We start from the raw sequence: 26,758 nt of genomic DNA on the forward strand, positions 1-26,758 counted from the left end.
GATTAATACCCTTGGTAAGGTCCTGCAAATGCAATATAAGACCCTGTGGTAGAATAGACTTCATTAATAATATGGTAATGATATTCTTCTTCTCCATCGGTATATTGTGTCGTTGATGTATGTCCGCCAGAAACATCCAAATCTGTAGGATATGTTCCTGTAGAGCTACATTGTCTTCCATAGAGAAAAACACCATCTAATAATACACCAACTAAAGCGTCATCATCATCTGAAAATGCTTTAGGCTCTAGGTGATAATGATACACACCTGGACCAATATGAGCTCCTGTCCAGTCTAAACTGGCTGCAGCCTGATCTAATGGTCCACCTCCTTCTTGATCATTAAAAATAGAAGCGCCACTAACAGCAATTCCTATAGTATTAAAATTTGTAGCAACAGTACTACCTGACAAATCAGGAGTAGCGTCAACAGTTAGCGTTACAGCATTATTATTACTAGACATAATTGAAGGTGTTAACTGTACATCTGGCTCTTCTCTGTAAAGTTCATGACCAACACCCCAATATACCGTCTCGTGATCTGGTAAACCTGTCGTTTCAATGACCACATTTGAACCATCAAGATAAATGGTTGTTGCATCGGTATTGAATGCTGCAAAAGCTGCATGAAGTTCTGTTACTTCACCATCATCTCCATCATCGGTTGTGTTTGCGCTGTCATCGCTAGAACATGAAATTCCTAAAGCTAACAACATAAAAATTAAAGCTAAATTTTGAAATACATTTTTCATAATTGGGTTTTGTTAGTTTTTTTAATCTATTGTTTAAAGTTGTTTTGTTATTAGATGTGATTACAAATAAAAACTTGTGCCTTATTGAAAATTTAATTTCTGTTTCCACTACGTCTTCCACCTTTTGCCAACTCTTCTTCTGTTAAAAAGTTATCATTATTGGCATCAATTTGAGAGAAATTTTCGGCTAATGGCCCTTTAGCTTCTTGCTTGGATAATTTTCCATCTTTATTGTCATCCATTTGTTCTAGCAACTGACTAAAACTTGGACGACCTCTCTGTCCATTAGAACCTCCGCCTCTACCTTGTTTACCATGCATTCCCGATTTTCTTTGTGTGTCTTCATTTACTTCGCCCATAAGGCAGCGACTTACATAAGGAAACTCATTGGTGATAAGATACATGTATGAGCCATTAATTGTAATTCCGTTGCATTCATCTAAATCACCATAACCTTCAACATATTCGAAATCTGAAGTAAAAGTTCCATCGTGATGTCCTCCAACTGAAATATCTAAAGAGGTATGAGGATTTTCATACGAACAATCTTCACCCTCGCGATTACCGTCAAGGGCTTTATAACTTGGCTTATAGGCGCCACTTTTTGAGTAATACATAGGAAAACCATCATGCGCAAAACCCACATGAACTAAATCTTCAGTAGAGTCAACAGATTCAATAATTGAAGTTGGTGAGCCATGATAGTGGTATTCGCCAGTAGGTTGCACATGTGCATGATTAAAATCTAAACCTAAATCGATAATATCTTGCAATGCCTCTACACGATAATTCTCTCCTGTATCACAAACAACAACTTCGGCTGTTCCTGGTTCAAATTTCACACCATTTAAAGCAATACCAGGCTCTCGTATCCACTGAGGTTCTCCTTTATATTTTGGATTTACAGGAAATGTATAGGTCTTATTTTGTTCAGAAATCGTATTAGGATTTCCTGGATTAGGAAATGTTCCTGTATTATGATTTGGCAACGAATTGGTTACCATAGTTCGTGTATCACCAGAAACGGTAACCACAGTTTTTGTACCAAAACCTGGATTATTGAGTTCATAACTTCCAAAATAATCTTGGTGTTCCTTAGTCAAAACTTCATCCTCATGCGAATGACTTCCTAATCCATCATGGCTATGAGATTTAGATTTTTTACTACTATTACAACTCAATACCATACTGGCAATTAAAGTTGTTATTAAAAATTTATGTTTCATTTTCAATTCTAAAATATTAATCCCTTTTTCTTCGTTTTGGTTTCTCTTTTGTAGCGTAAAACACTTTCAATTCATCTAAATCAAGTTCGTTATCTTGATTGGTGTCAATGTCTTTAAAATTTTCTATCAAATCACGTTTATTTTTAGCGGCGACTTCCAACTCATTTAAAGTTCCATCATTATTATCATCAACAGTTTTGATGATGTTTTCTGCTGAAATCTGCTTAGGCTTTTTATTGTTTAAAGACGCTTTTAACTCATCTAAATCAATGACATCATCTCCGTTTGCATCAATATCATCGAAATCTTCTGATATTTTACCGCGTTTATCCTTAGATGCTTCATCTCTATCGATGACCTCATCTTTATTAGTATCTAATAATGATAGGATTTCAGAAGCGTCGGGTTTTGAATTTCTTTGTTGCCCTCTTCCCTGACCTCGACCTCCTCCAGGAGGACCTTGAGCGTACACGCCAATAGTTAGCAGTGTTATAAATAGGCTAAGTTTTAATTGTAATGTGCTGGTTTTCATTTTATATTTTTTTTGCATAATGTTTTAGATGCGTTAGTAGTAAAAAACTTGTGTTCAAACTGAAAAAATTGATAATATATACTTCAACTATTTTTCAATCCTATATTTTACTTTTATATAGTTCTTAATCTTGGTTTTCATTATACTGAGAGTCATAATTTTAAAAGAAAAAAGCTCCATGAAGTTTATTTCATGAAGCCTTTAACTACTAACCAATCAAAATCAATAATTTTTGGACTAACTCAAATTCTTGTTTTTTTTAAGGTTTTTAATTACGTTCTCGTCTTTGAGGTTTAGGTGCTTTTTTAAATTCTTCTTCTGTGATAAATCCATCTTCATCAGTATCCACCTTAGCAAAATCTTCTTTTAAAGGTCCCTTAAGTTCGCTTTTTGAAAGTTTGCCATCTTCATTTTTATCCATTTCTTTAAGTAACTCGCTAAATGTTGGAGGTTCTTTTCGTTCTTTTCTATCTTGCGGTTGTCCGAAAGATATATTTGAAATCATCATAATTCCGAATACTACTACTGCTGTTTTAAACCCGTTGCTTTTCATGTTTTAAGTTTTAAGTTATATACCTTTAGATGTACTTATGCTTCTAAACTTGTGCCTGTCTTTGTTAAATAAATCACAAAAAAAAGACCTTCAAAATTTGAAAGTCTTAAAATACTTTTAGTGCTATTTTAATTATTGCGTGGTGGTCTATGTCCTCCAACTTCTCCTGGAGGAGGCGGTCCTTCTCCTCGCTCTCCTTGCCTTAGGGCATCCATTATAATCATCTTGAATTTTTCCTTTTGTTTGTCATCAGATAACTCCTGAATCATCTTAAAATGAGAAAAGACTTCTTTATCCTTTTCCTTTTCCTTGTCACAAATTAAAGAGGTTATAGAATCTATAACAGCATCACTTACTGCATCTTCAGACAGTTTACTAAACAGTTCATCCTTAAGATTTTTGACATCGTCATTTAAACGTACAATAGTTTCATGATGCCCTACACTATTTTCTCTAAATTGGGCAATTTGCTCTTCGTTAAACCCAAGTTCTTTTACAATAAAGTTTTTATCTTTTTGTTTGCTATGTCCTTTTTTACTCTTGCCTTTTCCAATATAATTAAATAGAAAAAAACCATTAACTATAATTAAAAAGAAAAGTAAAACGTACAGAATTGTATTTTTTTTCATAATCAATATAATATTGAGGATTCGCTACTTGTTGACAACCCATAAGATTCTGCAAAAGTATTTACAGTCTCATCATAAGTAGTTTCTTGTAAGTTATTAAAAGCCATTATATTTAAAACAACAACACAAACCAAAGTCGCCAGTTGCAACTTAGGCGTAAACCATGACCAGGTTTTATCTTGTATATCTTCAGAGGCATTACGAATGCGATGCATGACCTTTTCCTTTAAAAAAGGAGACACTTCAGCTTCTTCAATAAAGTCAACCGAATTCAATGTATTTTTAACTCTTTTATTCATTTCTACATTAAGTTTCATAAGTATGTCTTTAGATGTAATAATTAAAAAAAACTTGTGTTACATTTCATTTTTATAAAAATTTTCCAGAACACTTTGCAGGTTCTTTTTTGCTCTAAACATGATAGATTCTACTGAAGATAAGCTTCGTTGTGTAATTTCAGAAATTTCCTGATAACTTTTACCATCAATTTTATGAAGCGTAAAAACAACCGACTGATTTTCAGGCAGGTTATTTATAGCTTTAAACAACGTTTCATTCAATTCTTTATGTTCTAACAGTATTCCAGGGTGATTTATTTCAGTAAAATAATTTGTTTTATCCATCGGAATCGCATTTCCAGTTATAGATTGCAAAAAAGCAAATCGCTTTTTAGTATTTCGTTTTCTGATAAATTCTAAACATTTATTTGTTGTAATTCTGTAAATCCATGTCGATAATTTTGAATCACCTTTAAATTTTGAAATCGAATTAAAAACTTCAATAAATACATCTTGCGCTATATCTTCAGCATCCTCTTTATTAGGCACAAAAGAAATACACGTACTAAAAACTTTTTGTTGATAATCGTCCAAAAGCTGACTGTAAGCCATTGGGCTTTTCAATTTTAGTTCCTCTATAAATTTAGTTTCAGTCAAAAAAAAGGTGGTTAAATACTAATAGGTTTAGATGCGGTTCTAAATAAAAACTTGCGCTACATATTATTTTTTTTGAAAAGATAAGACTTTATGAGAAACCTATAAATATCTCAACTTTTAATGTACCTTTGCATGCTTAATTTTTTATAATGCGTTTACACAGAAACTTATGCTTTGCTGTTATTGATGGTTTAACACTCATTTTTAACGAAGGAAAGTACGCCGACAAAGTCATTCAACAACTTCTAAAACGGGATAAACGTTGGGGAAGTCGTGATCGTGCGTTTGTTGCTGAAACCACCTACGATATCGTACGTTGGAAACGGTTATATGCTGAAATCGCTGAAGTAAAAGCACCTTTCGATAGAGATAATTTATGGCGTATTTTTGCAGTTTGGGCTACATTAAGAGGTATTAAATTACCCGACTGGAAATATTTTGAACACACACCTCAACGTAAAATTAAAGGGCGTTTTGATGAATTAACTCAAACAAGAAAATTCAAAGAAGCCATTCCAGATTGGTTGGATGAACTCGGCGTTAAAGAGTTAGGAACAGCGATATGGTCTAAAGAAATTGCTGCTTTAAACGAACAGGCTGATGTTATCTTAAGAGTAAATACCTTAAAAACAACCAAAGATAATTTACAATCGCTTTTATTTGACGATGGTATTGAAACCGAAAGCATTAAAGGCTATCCTAATGCCCTTAAACTAAAAGAAAGAGCTAACGTATTTCAAACGGAAGCGTTTAAAAACGGCTTCTTTGAAGTGCAGGATGCTTCTTCACAATTAGTGGCAGAGTTTTTGGATGTAAAACCAGGAATGAGAGTTGTTGATACTTGTGCTGGAGCTGGTGGTAAAACACTACATATTGCTTCTTTAATGGAAAATAAAGGGCAAATTATCGCCTTAGATATTTATGCCAATAAATTGAACGAACTTAAACGTAGAGCAAAACGTAATGGAGCGTTTAATATTGAAACACGACCAATAGAATCTACTAAAGTTGTAAAAAAACTATACGATAAAGCCGATAGAGTATTAATTGATGCGCCATGTTCTGGATTAGGTGTTATTAGACGAAATCCGGATGCTAAATGGAAATTACAACCTGAATTTATTGAAACCATTAAAATAACTCAACAGGAAATACTACAACAATATTCGAGAATTGTAAAGCCTGGCGGACAGTTAGTATATGCGACGTGTTCTATTCTCCCTTCGGAAAACAAAAACCAAGTTGACACTTTCTTAACAACAGATTTAGGAAAAGAGTTTACCTTTGTAAAAGACAAAAGTATTTTGTCACATAAATCTGGTTATGACGGATTTTATATGGCGCTATTAGAAAAGAAAAAATAAGATTACTATGAAACACATCTACTTTATAATTACAGTATTAATTACTACTACATTAGCTGCTCAAGTTCCTACAGGATACTACAGCTCTGCTACCGGAACTGGCTTCACTCTAAAAACACAGCTAAAAGAGATTATTGATAATAGTGATGACGGACTTACAAATGAATATCTCGCTCTAGATTTAGGATATAGTGCACTTTACGATACATTTCAAAACTCTGATGTCGATTTGTATTATGAAAATAATGGAACCTTATTAGACATGTACTCTGAAAGAGTTATCCAAAACCCAGATAACACTAACACAAATCTTCCTGATGCCTATGAGTATACTTATGGTGTTAATCAAGATGATGGTACTTTAGGAACTGCCGAAGGTCAACGTTATAACAGAGAGCACACCATTCCTCAATCGTCTTTTAACAGTGGATCTCCAATGCGTAATGATGCTCACTTTGTAATTCCATCTGATAAATATGTAAATGCACAACGTGGAAATTTACCATATGGTATCGTTAATACATCATTACAACATGACGAATATTCTAACGGAAGTTTAAGAGGAGAAAACATTAATTCAGGTGTAGTTGCTGGTTATTCAGGAGATGTATTTGAGCCTATTGATGAATTTAAAGGAGACATTGCAAGACTATACTTTTTCTTTGTAACACGTTACGAAGATCAAATGACAGGTTTTAACTACGTCATGTTTGACGGCTCAGCAAGTCAGGCCATTGACCAACCTTTTTTAGATATGCTCTACGATTGGCACGTTAATGATCCTGTTTCTCAAAGAGAACTTGACAGAAATAATGCCATATTTGCGCAGCAAAATAACAGAAACCCTTTTATTGACAACCCGCAATTTGTTTTTGATATCTGGCAAAGTACGTTATCTGTAAATGAAATTGAAGCTTTAGAGGCGGTAAAAATGTATCCAAATCCAGCTAACGGGAATGAAGTTACTATCGAATCAAACTATGATTTAAATGTCGAAGTTTATGATGTTCTTGGTAAAAAGATTACCATTCAAAAGATTACCTCTAATCAAAAGAAATTAAATATCTCAACATTATCGAGAGGTGTTTATTTAGTAAAATTAAATTCGGAAAACGGAAGTATCATAAAAAAATTAATCAAACAGTAATACAACCTGTTTCATATCAACAAAAAAGCGACGTTATTGGGTCGCTTTTTTTGTTAGTTAATAAATCGTGAATAACTCATAATTTTCAATCTGATTATCTTAATAAATTACATTGAAAAAATGTAAATTTGTGCTTTCAAAAACACGACACATAATGATTCATTTCTTCGGAAACCAAAACAGCAAGGTATTTGCTGTTCAAGCAACAAAAGAATTAACTAATGAAACCATCTCAAAATTGGTTTGGTTATTTGGCAACCAACCCAAATTAGAACAAGCATCTGTAGATGCTTTTTTTGTTGGTCCACGTGCAGCAATGATAACTCCTTGGAGTACTAATGCTGTCGAAATCACACAAAATATGGGAATTGAAGGCATCATTCGTATAGAAGAATTTGAATCCTGCTCAGAAGATTTCAAAGGCTATGACCCGATGATTTCTGAAAAATATTCCAGTTTAAATCAAGACTCTTTTACCATTGATATTCAACCAGAAGAGATCCTCAATATTGAAGATATTTCAGCCTATAACCAACAGGAAGGTCTGGCATTAAATGATGAAGAAATAGCATACTTAGAAGGAGTTTCAAAAAAAATTGGTCGACCATTAACAGATTCGGAAGTTTTTGGGTTTTCGCAAGTTAATTCTGAACATTGCCGACATAAAATCTTTAATGGTACTTTTATCATCGACGGAAAAGAACAACCGACGTCCTTATTCAAAATGATTAAAGAAACGTCCAAACAACATCCTAATGATATCGTTTCAGCATATAAAGACAATGTCGCTTTTATCAAAGGTCCGAAAATTGAACAATTTGCTCCAAAGCGCGCTGATGTGCCAGACTTCTACGAGAAAAAAGCATTTGAATCTGTCATTTCTTTAAAAGCCGAAACCCATAATTTTCCAACTACTGTAGAGCCCTTTAATGGTGCCGCTACAGGTTCTGGAGGTGAAATTCGCGATAGATTAGCTGGAGGAAAAGGATCTTTACCATTAGCAGGAACTGCCGTGTATATGACCTCCTATTCGCGATTAGAAGAGAATCGCCCTTGGGAACAAAACCTTAAAGCGCGTCCATGGCTGTACCAAACACCAATGGACATCCTCATAAAAGCAAGTAATGGTGCATCAGATTTTGGTAATAAGTTTGGACAACCGCTAATTTGTGGTTCTGTTTTAACTTTTGAAAATAAAGAAGATGGTAGAACCCTTGGCTATGATAAAGTCATTATGCAAGCTGGCGGCATTGGCTATGGAAAACTAGATCAGGCTATCAAAGCAACTCCAGAATCTGGTGATCAAATTGTGGTACTTGGTGGCGAAAATTACCGCATAGGAATGGGTGGCGCTGCAGTATCAAGTGCTGATACCGGAGAGTTTTCAACAGGTATCGAATTAAACGCTGTACAACGTTCTAATCCTGAAATGCAAAAACGTGCAGCTAATGTGGTCCGTGGAATGGTTGAAAGTGATGACAATCACATCATTTCTATCCACGATCATGGTGCTGGTGGCCATCTTAACTGCCTTAGTGAATTAATTGAAGATACAGGTGGATGCATCGATTTAGACAAACTTCCTGTAGGCGACCCAACCCTTTCTGACAAAGAAATTATTGGTAACGAATCTCAGGAACGAATGGGATTATTAATTGCTAAAAAACATTTAGACCATATTAGTAAAATTGCACAACGTGAGCGCTCACCTCTCTATACCGTTGGACATGTCACTGACGATAAACATTTCTGTTTTAAATCTGAAACCAAAGGCAATACGCCTATGGATTTAGATTTGGAGGATATGTTTGGAAGTTCTCCAAAAACAATAATGTCTGATACGACTCTACATAGAACTTATAGCGATTTAAATTATGATTCTAATAAGTTCTATGATTATCTCGATCAGGTGTTACAGTTAGAAGCGGTTGCGTGTAAAGACTGGCTAACAAATAAAGTTGACCGCTGTGTTGGTGGTAAAGTCGCCAAACAACAATGTGCTGGAGCCTTACAACTTCCACTAAATAATCTAGGCGTCATGGCTTTAGATTTCAATGGAAAAGAAGGTATCGCAACATCAATTGGACATTCGCCAATATCTGGATTGGTTAATCCTGAAGCTGGAAGTAGAAATAGCATCACTGAAGCCTTAACCAATATAATCTGGGCGCCTTTAAAAGATGGCTTAAAAAGTGTTTCCCTTTCAGCCAACTGGATGTGGCCTTGTAAAAACAAAGGTGAAGATGCACGTTTATATACAGCAGTAAAAGCTATTTCTGAGTTTGCGATCGATTTAGGCATTAATGTTCCAACAGGTAAAGATTCGCTTTCAATGAAGCAGAAATATCCTAACGAAGAAGTTATTTCTCCTGGAACCGTTATCATTTCGGCAGCTGCAAATTGTAATGACATCAAAAAAGTTGTCGAGCCCGTTTTAAAACTAAACGCTGGAGATTTATATTATATCAATATATCTCAAGATGACTTTAAACTTGGCGGAAGTTCATTTGCTCAAATTTTAAACAAAGTCGGTAATGAGGTTCCTAATGTTCAACATCCAGCTTACGTTAAAACTGTTTTTAACACCATGCAACAACTCATCAAAGACGAACAAATTGTTGCTGGTCATGATGTTGCTTCTGGCGGATTAATTACGACTTTATTAGAATTGTGCTTTGCTGAAGTCAATTTAGGCGCTGAATTAGACCTTACTCAATTAGGCGAAAAAGATTCGCACAAACTCTTGTTTTCTGAAAATGCTGGTATTGTATTTCAGGCTAAAGACCATACCATTGAACGCATCCTTTCCGAAGCTAATATCGATTTTTTTAATATTGGTAAAGTCACTAACACTGATGTATTAAGTGTGATTAATAACAACGAAGTCTTTACCATGACGGTTTCGAGATTAAGAGACATGTGGTATAAAACCTCGTTTTTACTTGATGAAAAACAAACCGCAAATGGATTGGCTAAAACACGCTATGAAAATTTTGTTCAGCAGCCATTAGTTTTTAACTTTCCAAAACATTTCACAGGAAAACTCCCAGAAATTGATACGACCAAACCAAGACCCAAAGCTGCAATTTTGCGTGAAAAAGGAAGCAATTCAGAACGCGAGATGGCAAACGCTATGTACCATGCTGGTTTTGATGTAAAGGACGTTCATATGACCGATTTGATTTCTGGTCGTGAAACTCTAGAAGACATTCAGTTTTTAGGAGCTGTGGGTGGTTTTTCTAATTCTGATGTTTTAGGTTCTGCTAAAGGTTGGGCTGGTGCCATCAAATACAATGACAACGCGAATAAAGCCATCAAGAATTTTTTCAAAAGAGACGACACACTATCTGTTGGTATCTGCAATGGCTGTCAATTATTTATGGAACTCGAATTGATTAATCCTGAGCATGACCAACATGGTAAGATGCTCCATAATGATTCTAAAAAACATGAAAGTGCTTTTACTTCAGTGACAGTTCAAGAGAATAATTCGGTGATGTTATCCAGCTTAAAAGATGCTACATTAGGCGTTTGGATAAGTCATGGCGAAGGAAAGTTTAACCTTCCGAAGAACGAAAACGATTATAACATTGTTGCAAAATATGGTTATGACAGTTATCCTGCAAATCCTAACGGTTCAGATTATAATACAGCGATGCTATGTGACACAACAGGACGTCATTTGGTGATGATGCCACATATTGAACGTTCAACATTTCAATGGAATTGGGCTAATTATCCTGAAGGTAGAAAAGATGATGTTTCTCCATGGCTAGAAGCATTTGTAAATGCAAAAAATTGGATTGAACATCAAAATTTATAATAAAGTGACAACATAGTTTCTTTATTTTTAAATTATTGTGTTATTTTACCTACAATTAATCCATTTCTATGACACTGAGATATTTTGAAAATAATGTACCTGACCTCATAGAAGAATATTATCAATTATCATTTTCTGAAAATATCATTCCTTTTCAATCGGCTATCCTCCCTTTAGGTTTCACTCACATTACACATGTGTTCTACGGAGAACAAAAGGCTGTCTTGAATAAAAAGGAAATGCCATTAAAAGATACTATTTTAAGCGGACAGTTTTTTAGATCTTATCAGTTTCACTGCCTTTCAGAGTCTATGTCGTTTGGAATCAGTTTTCACCCAACGGCCTTATTCAAAATTTTAAATACTAATATCTCTAAACTGGATAATACCCACTTGTCATTATTAGAATTTCATCCAACATTTTACCATAAAATCAAATCCGTTTTTGATGAGTTCACTAATGCTGATCAATTTGTAAAAGAATTAAATAATTTTTTTTCAAACTTAAAGCTGACAACAAACAAATACACCGAGATTATTGATCTTGTGATAAATTTAATCATAAAAAATGACGGATTAATAAACATCCAAGACATCTTAAATCATATAAACATATCTCAAAAAACTTTGGAAACTCAATTCAAAATAATTGTAGGACTTACTCCAGGAAAATATATCAGACTCTATCGGTTTATCAAATTAATGCGTAAATATGAGAGTCAGGAAATAGCCATAAAAGATCTAATGTATATGTTTGATTATTATGACAGGTCACATTTTTCAAAAGATTTTAAACTGTTTATGAACGAAACACCTAAGTCCTATTTCAAAAAAGACTATCCGTTAATTAAAGCTGTATTTAAAAATTAACAACCCTTACGATTTTTTACACCATTTAAACAGCTATAAGTCTTAAATTTACAGATGTTAGAATGTTATTAGTCTTAAAATTAATTATTAAGGGTTTATTAGTTTTTAGTTATTTGTAGTAAAAATTAGACGATTCATTTTAGTTAAAATTCAAAAAATTAAGGAGTTGTGTCATTGCATCTCCTTTTTTTATGCACACATTTGATATTCTCTTAATATTTCATAATTTGCAATACTACAATCCTTACAAAGACGATGACAGAAATAACACGACTATTTGACTTCCCTTACCACCAATTAGAAGTTCATAATTTAGATGCCGCTTTAGTTACTAAATATGATGGCGAGTGGGTAAAAACTTCTACTAAAGATTATATAGAAAAGTCAAATGCCATGAGTAGAGCTCTGCTCAAACTAGGTATTCAAAAAAACGATAAGATTGCTGTCATTTCTTCAACAAATAGAACCGAATGGAATATAATGGACATCGGTATCTTACAAACTGGAGCTCAAAATATTCCCATTTACCCAACAATATGTGCTGAAGATTATGAATATGTCCTTAATCATAGTGAATCTATTTACTGTTTTGTTTCTGATATTGAGGTCTATGAAAAAGTAAAAAAGGTACAAGCCAACACCAAAGTTAAAGAGGTCTATTCGTTTGACCATATCGAAGGTTGTAAACATTACTCCGAATTATTAGAACTCGGTAAAGATGACAGCACACAAGCCGATGTTGAAGCTAGAAAAGCTCAAGTTTCTCCCGATGATTTAGCGACCATTATTTACACCTCAGGAACTACAGGTAGACCTAAAGGTGTGATGCTTACCCATTGGAATATCACAAGCAATGCTTTAGATGCCTCTGAGCGATTGCCAAAAATGGGTAAAGACACAAGAATTTTAAGCTTTTTACCTATCTGTCATATCTTTGAACGTGTACTCATATATATATATCAGTATTCTGGAACAACAATATATTTTGCTGAAGGCATTGATAAAATTGGAGACAATGCTAAAGAAATTAAACCAAACTTAATGAGCGTTGTGCCTCGTTTACTCGAAAAAGTATTCGATAAAATTATGCTCAAAGGTGAAGAACTTTCTGGAATAAAAAAAGGCTTATTTTTCTGGGCTGTGAAATTAGGTGAACAATGGGAACCTTATGGTGCTAATGGTGCATGGTATGAATTTAAACTTAAGATTGCCAATGCCTTAATTTTTAATAAATGGAGGGCTGCACTAGGAGGAGAATTAACGACAATGGTTTCTGGAAGCGCACCACTACAACCTAGGTTGTCCCGAATATTTTCTTCTGCTAAAATGAAAGTCATGCAAGGCTATGGTCTTACTGAAACCTCTCCCGTTGTTTCTGTAGAAATGTATGATAACAATCATTTTAGAATTGGTACCGTGGGAAAACCTATAAAAAATGTTGAAGTCAATATAGCTGAAGATGGTGAAATATTAATTAAAGGTCCTAACGTGATGAAAGGATATTATAAAGATCCTGAAAAAACAGCAAGCGTTATGACTGGTGATTATTTTCATACAGGAGATAAAGGCGAAATAGATAACGACGGATTTCTAAAAATAACCGGACGTAAAAAAGAAATGTTTAAAACCTCAGGTGGAAAATATGTCATTCCTCCACTTTTAGAAAACGACATGAAACAATCTCTGTTTATAGAGCAAATTATGGTTGTTGGAGAAAGTGAAAAAATGCCTGCAGCCATCATACAACCTAATTTTGAATTTATTCGAGACTGGATTGACCATAAAGGTTTAAACATTGGTACATCTAATGCTGAAATTGCAAATTCTGAAATTGTCATTAAACGGATTCAAAAAGAAATTGACAAATACAATAAACACTTCGGAAAATGGGAACAAATTAAACGCTTTGAACTCACTCCTGATGTTTGGTCAATTGATGGTGGTCACCTCACTCCTACCATGAAAATGAAACGAGATATCATTAAAGGTATATATCAAGAACTCTACGATAAAATATATCGAATTTAATACAACTGTTGTCTCACGCATATTAACTATTAATTACTCTTACATAAGTTAGAGCATATTTACTATGCGTGCATAATTTTTTCTTAAATACTATGCATGCATAGTATTTTTTAGTATATTTGGACTTCAAATTGAAAATATGAAGGATAAAACTATAGACTACGTTTTAAGAACTACTTGGTTAGCAGTTAATAAAATGTATAACGAGGAAGCTTCTCAATTTGGGACGACAATGGCTACAGGTTTTGCCTTACTTAGTATAGACCCAGAAGATGGAACACCTTCAACTTCATTAGGTCCCAAAATGGGAATGGAAGCTACCAGTCTTTCTCGTACATTAAAAACCATGGAAGAAAAAGGCCTTATCATCCGTAAGCCTAATCCTGAAGATGGTAGAGGTGTATTAATACACTTAACCAAATTTGGAAGAGAAAAACGAGCCTACTCAAGAGAAAAAGTTCTCACTTTTAATGAAACGATTAAAGATAACGTTTCCGAAGAAGAACTGAATAACTTTTACAAAGTCGCAGAAATCATTAACAATATGATTTCAAACAAACAGATATACAATAAAAAAGAACACACTTTAAAATAACATGGGTAAACGTAGAATCAAAAAAATCGCTATTATAGGATCTGGTATCATGGGAAGCGGTATCGCCTGCCATTTTGCCAATATTGGCGTGGATGTCCTACTATTGGATATCGTTCCAAGAGAACTCAACGATAAAGAAAAAGCAAAAGGCTTAACTTTAGAAGACAAAATAGTTAGAAATCGTTTAGTTAATGATGCTTTAACGGCTTCAATTAAATCGAAACCTGCACCACTCTATCACCCTTCTTTTGCAAATCGTATCACTACAGGAAATCTTGAAGATGATATAGCTAAAGTAAAAGATGTGGATTGGATTATGGAAGTTGTTGTTGAACGCCTAGACATTAAACAACAGGTATTTGAAAAACTAGAACAATATCGTACACCAGGAACGTTAATTACATCTAATACCTCAGGAATACCTATTAAATTTATGAGCGAAGGCCGAAGTGAAGATTTTCAGAAACATTTCTGCGGAACACACTTCTTCAATCCTGCACGTTATTTAAAATTATTTGAAATCATTCCTGGTCCAAAAACGGAGGCGTCTGTTTTAGAATTCTTAAACGAATATGGTGAAAAATTCCTCGGAAAAACATCTGTAGTTGCTAAAGATACACCTGCTTTCATTGGAAACCGAATCGGAATTTTTAGCATCATGAGTTTGTTCCATACAGTTAAAGATTTAGACTTAACGATTGAAGAAGTCGATAAGTTATCGGGTCCTGTTATTGGTCGCCCAAAATCGGCAACCTTCCGTACGGTTGATGTTGTTGGTTTAGATACGTTGGTACATGTCGCCAACGGTATCAAAGAAAACTGTCCGAACGATGAACGCAACGAATTATTCGTTTTACCAGACTTCATCAATACCATGATGGAGAACAAATGGTTGGGAAGTAAAACTGGTCAAGGGTTCTATAAAAAATCGGTTTCTGTTGAAGGTAAAAAGGAAATATTATCACTCGACTTAAATACATTAGAATACCGATCGGCTCAAAAAGCAAAATTTGCAACCTTAGAATTGACCAAAACGGTAGACAAAGTGGTTGACCGTTTTAAAATATTAGTCAAAGGAAAAGATAAAGCTGGAGAATTCTACAGAAAAAGTTTCTCAGCATTATTTGCTTATGTTTCTAACCGTATTCCTGAAATCACTGACGATTTATACAAAATTGACGACGCTATGAAAGCAGGTTTCGGATGGGAACACGGTCCTTTCCAGATCTGGGATGCGATTGGTGTTGAAAAAGGAATCGAAATGATGAAAGCCGAGGGTCTAGAACCTAACGCTTGGGTTAACGAGATGTTAGCTTCTGGAAGCACCTCATTCTACACTGTAAAAGATGGTGCAACTTATGCTTATGACATTCCAAAGAAATCGCAGGAGAAAATTCCTGGACAAGATAGTTTCATCATTCTGGACAATATCAGAAAATCAAATGAAGTCTTTAAAAACTCAGGTGTAGTTGTTGAAGATTTAGGTGACGGTATTTTAAATGTAGAATTCCAATCTAAAATGAATACTATTGGTGGTGACGTTCTAGCTGGTTTAAATAAAGCAATTGATTTAGCTGAAAAAGACTTTGCTGGTTTAGTCGTTGGTAACCAAGCGGCAAACTTCTCTGTTGGTGCAAATATCGGAATGATTTTCATGATGGCTGCCGAACAGGAATATGACGAACTTAATATGGCGATCAAATACTTCCAGGACACAATGATGCGTATGCGTTACTCAGCTATCCCAACCGTTTCTGCGCCTCATGGCATGGCACTTGGTGGTGGATGTGAATTATCGATGCATGCTGATAAAGTGGTTGCTGCTGCAGAAACCTATATCGGATTAGTAGAATTTGGTGTTGGTGTGATTCCTGGTGGAGGTGGTTCTAAAGAAATGGCCTTACGCGCACAGGATACTTTTAGAAAAGGTGATGTAGAATTGAATGTACTACAGGAATATTTCTTAACCATTGGTATGGCTAAAGTGGCAACTTCAGCTTATGAAGCATTCGATTTAGGGATTCTTCAAAAAGGAAAAGATATAGTTGTGGTCAATAAAGACCGTCAAATTGCTACGGCTAAAGCACATGCCAAATTAATGGCAGATGCTGGATATACACAACCTGTAAAGCGAACTGATGTTAAAGTTCTTGGTAAACAAGCTTTAGGAATGTTTTTAGTAGGAACCGATGCTATGGAAGCGAGTCACTACATCAGTGAACACGATCATAAAATTGCTAACAAACTAGCCTACGTAATGGCTGGTGGTGATTTATCTGAACCAACATTAGTAAGTGAACAATACTTATTAGATCTAGAACGTGAAGCATTCTTATCGCTTTGTACAGAGCGTAAAACCTTGGAACGCATTCAGCATATGTTAAAAACTGGAAAACCACTTCGCAACTAGTTGCGAAAAGTAAAAAGGGATTAGTCATTAGGAGCAAGTAGCTCACTAACTACTAATTACTAACAACTAAATACAAAAAAATGAAACAAGCATATATAGTAAAAGCATACAGAACAGCAGTTGGTAAAGCACCAAAAGGCGTGTTCCGTTTTAAAAGAGCCGATGAGTTAGGTGCTGAAACCATTCAGCATATGATGAAAGAATTACCACAACTTGACGTTAAACGTATTGACGATGTCATCGTTGGAAATGCTATGCCAGAAGGCTCTCAAGGCTTAAACATGGCTCGATTTATTTCACTTATCGGACTAAATAGTGTGGATGTTCCTGGTGTAACCGTTAACCGTTTTTGTTCTTCGGGAATTGAAACTATCGGAATTGCAACAGCTAAAATTCAGGCTGGAATGGCCGATTGTATTATCGCTGGTGGTTCAGAAAGTATGAGTTCGGTTCCAATGACCGGCTTCAAACCTGAACTTAATTATGACACGGTTAAAGCTGGACACGAAGAATATTATTGGGGCATGGGGAACACAGCAGAAGCGGTTGCCAATCAGTTTAATGTCTCTCGTGAAGATCAAGATGAGTTTGCATACAACTCACATATGAAAGCCTTAAAAGCACAAGCCGAAAATCGTTTTCAAGATCAAATTGTTCCTATTACTGTAGATCAAACTTATATTGATGAAAACGGAAAAAAAGTCACAAAATCTTATACTGTTACTAAAGATGAAGGTCCGCGTGCAGGTACAAATAAAGAAGCTTTAGCAAAACTTAGAGCGGTTTTTGCTGCTGGCGGAAGTGTCACAGCAGGTAACTCGTCTCAAATGAGTGATGGTGCCGCATTTGTTATGGTCATGAGTGAAGACATGGTAAAAGAGTTAAATATCGAACCTATAGCTCGCTTAGTGAATTATGCTGCTGCTGGCGTTGAACCTCGCATCATGGGAATCGGACCTGTAAAAGCGATTCCTAAAGCATTAAAACAAGCTGGATTACAACAATCTGATTTGAGTTTAATAGAACTTAATGAGGCTTTCGCGTCACAATCGTTAGCTGTCATTAGAGAGTTAGACTTAAATCCTGATATCATTAACGTTAATGGTGGTGCTATTGCATTAGGACATCCATTAGGTTGCACTGGAGCAAAATTATCGGTACAGTTATTTGATGAAATGCGTAAGCGTGATATGAAAGGAAAATATGGTGCTGTAACCATGTGTGTTGGTACTGGTCAAGGTGCTTGTGGGATATTTGAATTTTTAAACTAAAAGAATAAAGAAGCTAGTATTAAGTACAAAGACGAAAATCTTCAACTTTAGAACCTTAATACTTTGTACTAAATACTTAATACTATTTAAAAAAATGGAAACAACTGAAAAAGACATCCTACGTGGAGGTCAGTTCTTAGTAAAAGAAACTAAATGTGAAGACGTATTCACTCCTGAAGATTTTTCAGAAGAACAAAAAATGATGAAAGATGCCGTTATGGAATTTAACGAGCGTGAAATTATTGCCCACAAACCGCGTTTTGAAGCTAAAGATTATGCCTTAACTGAAGAGGTGATGCGTAAAGCTGGTGAATTAGGCTTTTTAGGCGTGGCTGTTCCTGAAGCGTATTCTGGATTAGGAATGGGATTTGTCTCTACCTGTTTAACATGTGACTATATTTCAAGTGGAACAGGATCTTTCAGCACTGCTTTTGGTGCACATACAGGCATTGGAACCATGCCAATAACACTTTATGGTACCGAAGAACAAAAACAAAAATATGTTCCTAAATTAGCGACTGGAGAATGGTTTGGTGCGTATTGCTTAACCGAACCTGGTGCTGGATCTGATGCCAATTCTGGGAAAACTACAGCTGAATTGTCTGCTGATGGGAAATCTTATAAAATTAACGGACAAAAAATGTGGATTTCAAATGCAGGATTCTGTAGTTTGATGATCGTTTTTGCGCGTATTGAAGATGATAAAAATATCACAGGTTTTATCGTAGAATATGACAAGGATAATCCTAACGGCATTACTTTAGGTGAAGAAGAACACAAACTTGGTATTCGAGCAAGTTCGACACGTCAGGTCTTCTTTAATGATACTGTTGTTCCTGTTGAAAACATGTTAGCTGGTCGTGGTGAAGGATTTAAAATTGCCATGAACGCCCTTAATGTTGGTCGTATAAAATTAGCGGCAGCTTGTTTAGATTCTCAACGTCGCATTTTAACTACAGCGGTCCAATATGCTAATGAGCGTAAACAATTTAAAACGCCTATTTCAGAATTTGGAGCTATCAAAGTGAAATTAGCTGAAATGGCTGCAAGTGCCTATGCTGGTGAATCGGCAACCTATAGAGCCGCAAAAAATATTGAAGATCGTATCGCTATTCGTGAAGCTTCAGGAAATACACATCAGGAAGCTGAGTTGAAAGGTGTTGAAGAATATGCTATTGAATGTTCGATACTAAAAGTAGCTGTTTCCGAAGATGTTCAAAACTGTGCAGATGAAGGTATCCAGATTTTTGGTGGAATGGGATTCTCTGAAGAAACACCGATGGAAGCTGCCTGGAGAGATGCGCGTATTGCTCGTATTTATGAAGGTACTAATGAAATCAACAGAATGCTATCTGTTGGAATGTTGGTTAAAAAAGCCATGAAAGGTCACGTTGATTTATTAGGTCCAGCTCAAGCTGTTCAAGAAGAGTTAATGGGGATTCCATCGTTCGACACGCCTGATTATTCGGAATTATTTTCCGAAGAAAAGGAAATGATTAAGAAGTTAAAAAAGACCTTCTTAATGGTTGCTGGTGGAGCTGTTCAAAAATATGGACCTCAATTAGAAGATCACCAACAGTTATTAATTGCTGCGGCCGATATTTTAATTGAAATCTATATGGCAGAATCGGCAATTTTAAGAACCGAAAAGAATGCAAAACGTTTTGGCGAAGAAGCGCAATCTGCTCAAATTGCCATGGCAAAATTATACCTATATCACGCTGTTGATATCGTTGAAGAAAAAGGAAAAGAAAGTATTATTTCTTTTGCTGAAGGTGACGAACAACGTATGATGCTTATGGGACTTAAGCGTTTTACAAAATATGCTAACTATCCAGATATCGTAGATTTACGCAAGGAAGTTGCTGAAAAAGTTAAAGCAGAAAATAAATATTGCTTTTAAAAAGTTTTAGTTGAGATGTCGATTAAGATGCCATCAAGAGCCATAACATATTGATAGTACTTAAACGACAAAAGATTGTTTTTAAAATTTAAGGCTAATTCAAATTTTCTAAACAACGAAAGCCAATTCATTAAGTTGAATTGGCTTTTTTATTTTTATTATCTTCGAGAACATTAAAATAATATATATGACATACCAAGCTTATCTAAAGTTTCTGTTTGTTTTTATGATGTCTGGGATTATATCAGCACAGGAAATTTCTATTGGCGAACGACATAGTTTTTCATCTGAAATATTAAACGAACAACGCTCGTATCAGGTATATTTACCACCTAGCTATCATGAAAACCCTGAAGCAAAATTCCCTGTAATTTATGTGCTTGATGGCGACTATAATTTTCATTATGACAGTGGTTTGATTGAATTTTTATCCAATTCGGCATTTACAATTCCTGAAGCGATTTTAATTGGTATTTCTGACAATGGAAGTACTAAACAACTGGAAAATAGCGATCCTAAAAAAAATGCAGATACCTTTATTCGGTATATTCAATCTGAATTGAAACCGAAAATAAATACATCGTACAGAACATCACATTTAGACATCCTTATCGGACATTCAAAATTTGGAATATTGGCCACCCATTACTGGATGACTAATCCAAAAGATTTTGATGTATTTTTGGCTATAGACCCTTCATACTGGTTTAATGATTATGAGATTGTTAAACGCTTAGAAAGTGAATTACAAAATGGATTCACAACCAACTCAAAACTTTATATCGCCCAAGCCAATACAAAAGGAATGGGTATTGATGAGCTCGTTTCAGTGTTACAAAAGGAAAGCCCTGAACAAACCAACTGGCATTTAAATTCTTATCCAGAAGACAACCATGGGTCCTTACATTTAAAAGCAATTACAGATGTTTTAAATACAGTATTTAAAGGCTGGGATTTAAACCGTGAGACCTTTTACTCGTTTAAAAATGGCAATGATGTTATTAATCACTATAAAGTCATAAGTGACAGATATGACTCTGAGTTTTTACTGCCTTGGTATAGTTTAGGAAATATTACCTATTACTACATTCGTCAAAATAAAACTGAGGATTTAGCACAAATGGAATCTGGTATAAAAACACATTTTCCAGCTAGTTTAGAACAATTTCATATTCAGTTAGCAAATAACTATTTAAGTTTTGAAAACTTGGAAGAGGCCGAAAAACGTTTTAAAGTTTGCTTATTTGCTAATCCAGATTCGTATAAAGCATTAGAAGGTTTGAGTAAAATAGCTGCTATAAACGAAGACACTAAAACTGCAATTAATTATCTAGAACAATCCATAGCTATTGCAAAAGACAAACAAGTAAGACAGTATTATCTCAACGAATTAAAAGCAAACTTAAACCAACTCAAACAATAGTTTCATTACCTTTAAAGGATTAAATATCTTCCTATGAAATACATCTTTAAATTATCATGCATCCTTTTATCAATAGCATCTTATGCGCAATCAGATACGGAAGTGTTCTTATTTGATTTGGAAACTACAAGCTCTAAAATAGAACTTAAAAATGCTAAGAATTTATCTAATAATGAAGGCTACGATAATCAACCCTCATTTTTGGATAATCGTTATATCTTATTTGCGTCTACAAGAAATGGTCAAACTGACATATCAAAATATGATATGAGATACGATTCAAGGTCTTGGTTAAATTTTTCGCCAGGAGGTGAATATACACCGCTAAAAATTCCTAATAAAAATGAAGTGTCTGCTGTTCGATTGGATACAGATGGTCTGCAGCGTTTGTATCGTTACAACATGAGTAATGGTGAAGCTATAGAACTTATAGAGGATTTAGTAGTTGCCTATTATACATGGTATGACGATCATACTATTGTTTCGGCTGTTATTGAAGGAGATGATTTAAATCTCTATGCCACAAATTTAGAGGACGGCAGTAGTAGAAAGTTTGCAACTAAAGTTGGTCGATCATTTCATAAAATTCCTAATTCAAATTTAGTAAGTTTTATTTCCAAAGACAATGAAAACCAGTGGCAGATAAAATCACTGAATCCTGAAACTGGAATAACAAAAGTTATTGCAAATACTCTTGAAGGCGTTGAGGATATCTGCTGGCTAAACAGTACAACGATACTTTCTGGAAAAGATAATATGCTATATAAATTGACCTTACAGCGTGACAACAACTGGAAACAGGTGACTGATGTTTCTGTTAACGGGATTACTAAAATTACACGTATAGCAGTGAATGATACATCTGACAAATTATTACTCGCCGGAGAAATTAGCGCAACAGCAACTACTGAAACTTCAGAATCATCTAGCGAATCTGAAGAATCTACATCTGAAAATACAGCGACTAATTCTGAAGTTGAAGCTATAGTTCAACAACAACTTGATGCCTACAACGCCAGAGATATTGACGCCTTTATGGCAACTTATGCCGAAGACATCAAACTATATAACTACCCAAATGAACTTCATACGGAAGGTCAAACTAAAATGCGGGAAAATTACATCGATTGGTTTAAACGTGTACCCGATTTAAGAGCCTACGTAAAACAACGTATTGTTATTGGAAACAAAGTCATCGATGAAGAGCAGGTCACTGCTAATGGCAAAATTTTTAATGCTGTTGCCATATATGAAGTCAGTGACGGAAAAATAACTAAAGTCACATTCATTCAGTAAGTACCATTAGTATTAAAAGAATCTAATTCAAAACCTCATATGAAACTTATAACCATAATTGCATTTATATGTAGTATTTCTCTAAATGCTCAAATAGAAAAAGAGCCTTTAGCTTCAGACACATTAGCACCAACACTCGAAAACATTAAATGGATTTCTGGCAACTGGAAAGGTGAGGCTTTTGGCGGACAAGTTGAAGAAAACTGGAGTGAACCTTCAGGAGGTTCTATGATGGCGACGTTTAAATTGATAAACGATGATAAGGTTTCGTTTTATGAAATAGAAATTATTAGAGAAATTGAAAATTCTTTGATTCTTCAGCTTAAGCATTTTGATAATGATTTAAAAGGCTGGGAGACCAAAAATGAAACTGTAGATTTTTCTCTGATAAAAATTACTCCCACTCAAGTCATTTTTGAAGGTATGAGTTTTGAAAAAGTGAGCGATAATGAAATGAATGTTTTTGTCGATATTGAAAATGCTGAAGGCCAAGTAGAAATCGTAAAATTTAATTATAAGAAATAATCCTATGAGGTGTATGTTACTGCTTTTAATTTTAGTACACCTATCGAGCTGTGGCATCAACTCAAACCACAAAAAAATAACGTCACTAAAACCTGAGAACCAACTTATAAAAGTTCGTCAATCAAAATCACCTATCGTCATTGATGCACTTATGAATGAAAATGTTTGGACCGATGCAATTTGGCATCCAATTGATCAATTATGGCTCGGTCAGCCTTATACAGACAAGGATTTTTATGGACGTTATAAACTCGCCTGGACAGAAGAAGCTCTTTATCTTCTAGCTGAAATAACTGATGACGTTCTTTTCGATAAAGAAGATAATCCTTTAGTAGCTTGGTGGGACGACGATTGTCTGGAAATTTTTGTAGATGAAGACAACAGCGGCGGAAATCATCAATACACTCATAATGCATTTGCATATCATGTTGCTCTAGACGGAAATGTCGTTGATATGTCTACTTCAAAAGAAGGTAAATTATATAATACTCACATCGATTCTGAACGAAAAACCAATGGACAAACGACGGTTTGGGAAGTAAAAATTTCCCTCTATGCAGATACGTATGAAGATGATGGTAATAATGTACCTGTCACCTTAAACAGAGCTAAAAAAATAGGATTTGCTTTGGCTTACTGTGATAATGACGGCAGTTCTAATCGTGAAAATTTTATAGGTTCAATTCCTGTAAATGGTGAGGACAAAAACAGAGGTTGGATAGATTCAAATATTTTTGGAACTTTATTACTTACTAAATAATAGAAAAAAATTAGGCCTATGAAACGATTGATGATATTAGCATTTATGGCACAAAGCATGTTTGTAATTGCTCAGTCCAATTTAGATATATATGATATTATTGACACAGTTTCTGAGGAACGTTTACGTCAAGATGTTAAAACGCTGGCGAATTTCGGAACACGTCATACCTTAAGTGACACGCTCTCCAATACAAGAGGAATAGGAGCTGCAAGGCGCTGGATTAAAACACAGTTTGAGGATATTTCAAAAGCTTGTGATGACTGTTTAGACGTGTTTTACCAAAAAGATTTAGTAAAAAAAGGCACCAACCAACGCATAGTAAAAGATGTCATGGTTGTTAATGTCGTTGCGATACAGCGCGGTGCAAAATACCCTAACCGATTTATCATAATGAGTGGTGATATAGATTCTAGAGTTTCAGACCCAAATGACTTTACTTCAGATTCACCTGGTGCTAATGATAATGCAACAGGAATGGCAGGTACTATAGAAGCAGCTCGTGTTTTATCTAAATATCAATTTGAAAACAGCATTATTTATGTTGGTCTTTCAGGTGAAGAGCAAGGTCTATTTGGAGGTCAGGGATTAGCAAAATATGCCATAGATAATGATTGGGATATTATAGGTGTCCTTAATAATGATATGATCGGAAATATCACAGGTGTTGATGGAGTCATTGATAATCGTACATTTCGAATATTCTCTGAACCTGTTCCTCCAACTGAAACAGAACAACAACGAAAAGCCAGACGTTTTTATGGAGGTGAAGTCGATGGGATCTCACGACAACTGGCAAGATATGTTCACAAAACGGTTAAATCCTATATGCCTGAAATGAATCCAATGATGGTATATCGATTAGACCGTTTTGGACGAGGTGGACACCATAGACCTTTTAATGACGTTGGTTTTCCTGGTATAAGAATCATGGAAGCACACGAAAATTACACGCAACAACATCAAGATATTCGTACTGAAAATGGTATGGATTATGGTGATACTTTTGAGCATGTTAATTTTGCCTATACAAAAAAATTGACCGCTGTTAATGTTATTACCATGGCAAGTTTAGCTTCGGCTCCTCCTGCTCCAACTACTGTTGAAATAGGTGGAATTGTAGAACCTTCTGCAAAGTTAAAATGGAATACAGTTGAAGGTGCTAAAGGTTATAAAATATACTGGAGAGATACAACTTCGCCTACTTGGGACAATAGCAGATATGTAGGCAATGTTACAGAATTTACATTAAAAGGTATCGTCATCGATAACTTCTACTTTGGAGTAGCTTCTGTTGGTGATGATGGATTTGAAAGTGTTATTGTATTTCCTAATAAAATTATGAGGTAGCTAGTCATTATAATTAAAACAGAAAGACCACCAATATGGTGGTCTTTCTCTTAAAAACTAATTCTAAAAAACTAACTAATTAACTAAAATCTTCTTTGAGTTGATGCCATTTTCAGCTGTCACAATCACGACATAAGCTCCAGTGCTCATATGACTAGCATTAATTTGTAACTCATTGTTGGTATGTGTTGCATTAGACGTGTGCACCGACTGACCTAAAATTGAATACACTTGAACACCTTCTATCTTTAAATTTGAATTGTTCATTATTTTAATTTGGTCTGTTTGCATATCAAAACGAATATCTAATGATTTATCTTCTGTATGAAATTCTGTAGTACTTAATGTATCAGGCTGCATAAACACAACTTCAAATCTGTTTAAATAAGCACCTGCATTTAAGCTTACTTGATAAGCACCATCTTTTATACTATGGTAAACTCCTAAAGCCTTATCGTGAACAAATATTTTCATGTCACTAGGAATGTTGTCTAATTTGTCAATAGCAATAGAGTTAATGCCATCTTCATTTGTATTAATTCCTAATTGAAGAACTGTCTCTTCATTGATTTCAGAAATACCCTGATCTATATATTTACCTGAATCAATCAACCAGTACATATCATCTTCCTGAACATTTTCTAAAGCTGAATCAAATTCAGAATCAAAACCATCAGTTGCACTTTCATCTGCAATAACAGATATCTTTCTAGTGAAGGTATTTACTGAGTTAAATACTAATCTGATCTTCATTCTTTGATCTCCAGATTCCTGGTTATCACTTGTTTCATCAGAATTTGAATTAAATGCACACACATTTGATAAACTAAGCATAATACATGCTAATAAAATCGATACTCTTTTAGTAGTTGTTTTCATAATAATAATTTTTAATGATGACTTACATCATTCAATTAGTTAAATTCTCTTGTTTAATAAAATTGGTGTTACTGTTTTAACTGCATTTAGCAGATAACACGTTGAGGGAGAATACTTTTTATTATGAAAAGTATTTTGGATTAATCTGATATTGAAAATATTATGAAAGTGTAAATAGGTATTTAAGTTTCATAGGCTTGGGGCCAAATATTTTTGTATGCTTCTGACATACAATTCAATAACACTTCAAATATAGAATGGATAAATCATGAGTGGACAAATATTCGTTCATGTGGAATATTTACTCGTTATGGAGTACTAAAATGCATAAATTATCGTTAAAACGATTGCTTGAAGCACCTCAAAAATACAAGCTAACCTACTGTATTTCAGTATTAAATTTCAAAAAACACACCTTACGAGTCTGAGATGTGCATTATTAATAAAGTTGTACATGGTATAAAAACGAAAAGACCGCTCGAAAGCAG

22 protein-coding genes are annotated in these 26,758 nt (G+C 34.7%); 14 read left to right on the forward strand and 8 right to left on the reverse strand.

Going from position 1 to position 26,758, the window contains the following annotated elements:
• Positions 1-2: 2 nt before the first annotated feature.
• The 7 genes from H7350_RS11185 to H7350_RS11215 all read right to left on the reverse strand — a co-directional run bounded on the left by H7350_RS11185 (position 3) and on the right by H7350_RS11215 (position 4,627).
• Positions 3-752 (reverse strand): YHYH protein, encoded by a 750-nt coding sequence (locus H7350_RS11185; protein ID WP_204346012.1) that lies wholly within the window; start codon positions 750-752, stop codon positions 3-5.
• 92 nt (positions 753-844) lie between these two features.
• The gene (locus tag H7350_RS11190; protein ID WP_204346013.1) at positions 845-1,978 is read right to left on the reverse strand and encodes a YHYH protein; all 1,134 of its coding nucleotides are present in this window, start codon (positions 1,976-1,978) and stop codon (positions 845-847) included.
• Between the two features lie 16 nt (positions 1,979-1,994).
• Positions 1,995-2,510: a CREC-EF hand family protein gene (locus H7350_RS11195; RefSeq protein ID WP_204346014.1), complete on the reverse strand. Its 516-nt coding sequence runs from the start codon at positions 2,508-2,510 to the stop codon at positions 1,995-1,997.
• Positions 2,511-2,778: 268 nt separating this feature from the next.
• Positions 2,779-3,063: an EF-hand domain-containing protein gene (locus tag H7350_RS11200; protein WP_204346015.1), complete on the reverse strand. Its 285-nt coding sequence runs from the start codon at positions 3,061-3,063 to the stop codon at positions 2,779-2,781.
• Between the two features lie 128 nt (positions 3,064-3,191).
• Entirely contained in the window at positions 3,192-3,692 is a 501-nt protein-coding gene (locus H7350_RS11205; RefSeq protein ID WP_204346016.1) for a hypothetical protein, read from the reverse strand.
• Positions 3,693-3,694: 2 nt separating this feature from the next.
• On the reverse strand, positions 3,695-4,009 hold the full coding sequence (locus H7350_RS11210; protein ID WP_204346017.1) for a hypothetical protein: 315 nt from the start codon (positions 4,007-4,009) through the stop codon (positions 3,695-3,697).
• A 39-nt stretch (positions 4,010-4,048) separates the two neighbouring features.
• Positions 4,049-4,627, reverse strand: coding sequence for an RNA polymerase sigma factor (locus tag H7350_RS11215; RefSeq protein ID WP_204346018.1), 579 nt, complete (start codon positions 4,625-4,627; stop codon positions 4,049-4,051).
• A 149-nt stretch (positions 4,628-4,776) separates the two neighbouring features.
• Between H7350_RS11215 and H7350_RS11220 the strand changes: the two genes are divergently transcribed.
• The 14 genes from H7350_RS11220 (at position 4,777) to H7350_RS11285 (ending at position 25,391) form a co-directional block, all read left to right on the forward strand.
• Positions 4,777-5,991 carry an RsmB/NOP family class I SAM-dependent RNA methyltransferase gene (locus H7350_RS11220; protein ID WP_204346019.1) on the forward strand — a complete coding sequence of 405 codons (1,215 nt, stop codon included), beginning with the start codon at positions 4,777-4,779 and terminating at the stop codon, positions 5,989-5,991.
• A 7-nt stretch (positions 5,992-5,998) separates the two neighbouring features.
• A complete protein-coding gene (locus tag H7350_RS11225) occupies positions 5,999-7,138 on the forward strand; it encodes an endonuclease (protein WP_204346020.1) in 1,140 nt (379 codons plus the stop codon).
• Positions 7,139-7,292: 154 nt separating this feature from the next.
• Positions 7,293-10,961 carry a phosphoribosylformylglycinamidine synthase gene (gene purL, locus H7350_RS11230; protein WP_204346021.1) on the forward strand — a complete coding sequence of 1,223 codons (3,669 nt, stop codon included), beginning with the start codon at positions 7,293-7,295 and terminating at the stop codon, positions 10,959-10,961.
• A gap of 68 nt (positions 10,962-11,029) precedes the next feature.
• Entirely contained in the window at positions 11,030-11,830 is an 801-nt protein-coding gene (locus tag H7350_RS11235) for a helix-turn-helix domain-containing protein (RefSeq protein ID WP_204346022.1), read from the forward strand.
• A 255-nt stretch (positions 11,831-12,085) separates the two neighbouring features.
• Positions 12,086-13,858 carry an AMP-dependent synthetase/ligase gene (locus tag H7350_RS11240; protein WP_204346023.1) on the forward strand — a complete coding sequence of 591 codons (1,773 nt, stop codon included), beginning with the start codon at positions 12,086-12,088 and terminating at the stop codon, positions 13,856-13,858.
• Positions 13,859-13,997: 139 nt separating this feature from the next.
• A complete protein-coding gene (locus H7350_RS11245) occupies positions 13,998-14,453 on the forward strand; it encodes a MarR family winged helix-turn-helix transcriptional regulator (RefSeq protein WP_204346024.1) in 456 nt (151 codons plus the stop codon).
• Between the two features lies 1 nt (position 14,454).
• A complete protein-coding gene (locus H7350_RS11250) occupies positions 14,455-16,863 on the forward strand; it encodes a 3-hydroxyacyl-CoA dehydrogenase/enoyl-CoA hydratase family protein (RefSeq protein ID WP_204346025.1) in 2,409 nt (802 codons plus the stop codon).
• Positions 16,864-16,943: 80 nt separating this feature from the next.
• Complete coding sequence (locus tag H7350_RS11255; RefSeq protein ID WP_204346026.1) at positions 16,944-18,134, forward strand: acetyl-CoA C-acyltransferase; 1,191 nt, start codon at positions 16,944-16,946, stop codon at positions 18,132-18,134.
• 94 nt (positions 18,135-18,228) lie between these two features.
• The gene (locus H7350_RS11260; RefSeq protein WP_204346027.1) at positions 18,229-20,037 is read left to right on the forward strand and encodes an acyl-CoA dehydrogenase family protein; all 1,809 of its coding nucleotides are present in this window, start codon (positions 18,229-18,231) and stop codon (positions 20,035-20,037) included.
• Positions 20,038-20,224: 187 nt separating this feature from the next.
• Positions 20,225-21,460, forward strand: coding sequence for an alpha/beta hydrolase-fold protein (locus H7350_RS11265; protein ID WP_204346028.1), 1,236 nt, complete (start codon positions 20,225-20,227; stop codon positions 21,458-21,460).
• 33 nt (positions 21,461-21,493) lie between these two features.
• Positions 21,494-22,756 (forward strand): nuclear transport factor 2 family protein, encoded by a 1,263-nt coding sequence (locus tag H7350_RS11270; protein ID WP_204346029.1) that lies wholly within the window; start codon positions 21,494-21,496, stop codon positions 22,754-22,756.
• A gap of 39 nt (positions 22,757-22,795) precedes the next feature.
• Positions 22,796-23,281, forward strand: a complete 486-nt coding sequence (locus tag H7350_RS11275; RefSeq protein ID WP_204346030.1) for a DUF6265 family protein — start codon at positions 22,796-22,798, stop codon at positions 23,279-23,281.
• A gap of 13 nt (positions 23,282-23,294) precedes the next feature.
• Positions 23,295-24,041, forward strand: coding sequence for a CBM9 family sugar-binding protein (locus tag H7350_RS11280; protein WP_235989337.1), 747 nt, complete (start codon positions 23,295-23,297; stop codon positions 24,039-24,041).
• 30 nt (positions 24,042-24,071) lie between these two features.
• On the forward strand, positions 24,072-25,391 hold the full coding sequence (locus H7350_RS11285; protein WP_420825368.1) for a M28 family peptidase: 1,320 nt from the start codon (positions 24,072-24,074) through the stop codon (positions 25,389-25,391).
• A gap of 75 nt (positions 25,392-25,466) precedes the next feature.
• On the opposite strand, the gene H7350_RS11290 is transcribed toward H7350_RS11285, so the two are convergent.
• Positions 25,467-26,270 carry a T9SS type A sorting domain-containing protein gene (locus H7350_RS11290; protein ID WP_204346033.1) on the reverse strand — a complete coding sequence of 268 codons (804 nt, stop codon included), beginning with the start codon at positions 26,268-26,270 and terminating at the stop codon, positions 25,467-25,469.
• Between the last annotated feature and the right edge of the window lie 488 nt (positions 26,271-26,758).

It is taken from the genome of Psychroserpens algicola (assembly GCF_014526325.1).
Lineage (GTDB): Bacteria > Bacteroidota > Bacteroidia > Flavobacteriales > Flavobacteriaceae > Psychroserpens > Psychroserpens algicola.

Coding starts and splice junctions, on each gene's coding strand:
- H7350_RS11185 (WP_204346012.1), bottom strand. CDS start 752: ATGAAAAATGTATTTCAAAATTTAGCTTTAATTTTTATGTTGTTAGCT.
- H7350_RS11190 (WP_204346013.1), bottom strand. CDS start 1,978: ATGAAACATAAATTTTTAATAACAACTTTAATTGCCAGTATGGTATTG.
- H7350_RS11195 (WP_204346014.1), bottom strand. CDS start 2,510: ATGAAAACCAGCACATTACAATTAAAACTTAGCCTATTTATAACACTG.
- H7350_RS11200 (WP_204346015.1), bottom strand. CDS start 3,063: ATGAAAAGCAACGGGTTTAAAACAGCAGTAGTAGTATTCGGAATTATG.
- H7350_RS11205 (WP_204346016.1), bottom strand. CDS start 3,692: ATGAAAAAAAATACAATTCTGTACGTTTTACTTTTCTTTTTAATTATA.
- H7350_RS11210 (WP_204346017.1), bottom strand. CDS start 4,009: ATGAAACTTAATGTAGAAATGAATAAAAGAGTTAAAAATACATTGAAT.
- H7350_RS11220 (WP_204346019.1), top strand. CDS start 4,777: ATGCGTTTACACAGAAACTTATGCTTTGCTGTTATTGATGGTTTAACA.
- H7350_RS11225 (WP_204346020.1), top strand. CDS start 5,999: ATGAAACACATCTACTTTATAATTACAGTATTAATTACTACTACATTA.
- purL (WP_204346021.1), top strand. CDS start 7,293: ATGATTCATTTCTTCGGAAACCAAAACAGCAAGGTATTTGCTGTTCAA.
- H7350_RS11235 (WP_204346022.1), top strand. CDS start 11,030: ATGACACTGAGATATTTTGAAAATAATGTACCTGACCTCATAGAAGAA.
- H7350_RS11240 (WP_204346023.1), top strand. CDS start 12,086: ATGACAGAAATAACACGACTATTTGACTTCCCTTACCACCAATTAGAA.
- H7350_RS11245 (WP_204346024.1), top strand. CDS start 13,998: ATGAAGGATAAAACTATAGACTACGTTTTAAGAACTACTTGGTTAGCA.
- H7350_RS11250 (WP_204346025.1), top strand. CDS start 14,455: ATGGGTAAACGTAGAATCAAAAAAATCGCTATTATAGGATCTGGTATC.
- H7350_RS11255 (WP_204346026.1), top strand. CDS start 16,944: ATGAAACAAGCATATATAGTAAAAGCATACAGAACAGCAGTTGGTAAA.
- H7350_RS11260 (WP_204346027.1), top strand. CDS start 18,229: ATGGAAACAACTGAAAAAGACATCCTACGTGGAGGTCAGTTCTTAGTA.
- H7350_RS11265 (WP_204346028.1), top strand. CDS start 20,225: ATGACATACCAAGCTTATCTAAAGTTTCTGTTTGTTTTTATGATGTCT.
- H7350_RS11270 (WP_204346029.1), top strand. CDS start 21,494: ATGAAATACATCTTTAAATTATCATGCATCCTTTTATCAATAGCATCT.
- H7350_RS11275 (WP_204346030.1), top strand. CDS start 22,796: ATGAAACTTATAACCATAATTGCATTTATATGTAGTATTTCTCTAAAT.
- H7350_RS11280 (WP_235989337.1), top strand. CDS start 23,295: ATGTTACTGCTTTTAATTTTAGTACACCTATCGAGCTGTGGCATCAAC.
- H7350_RS11285 (WP_420825368.1), top strand. CDS start 24,072: ATGATATTAGCATTTATGGCACAAAGCATGTTTGTAATTGCTCAGTCC.
- H7350_RS11290 (WP_204346033.1), bottom strand. CDS start 26,270: ATGAAAACAACTACTAAAAGAGTATCGATTTTATTAGCATGTATTATG.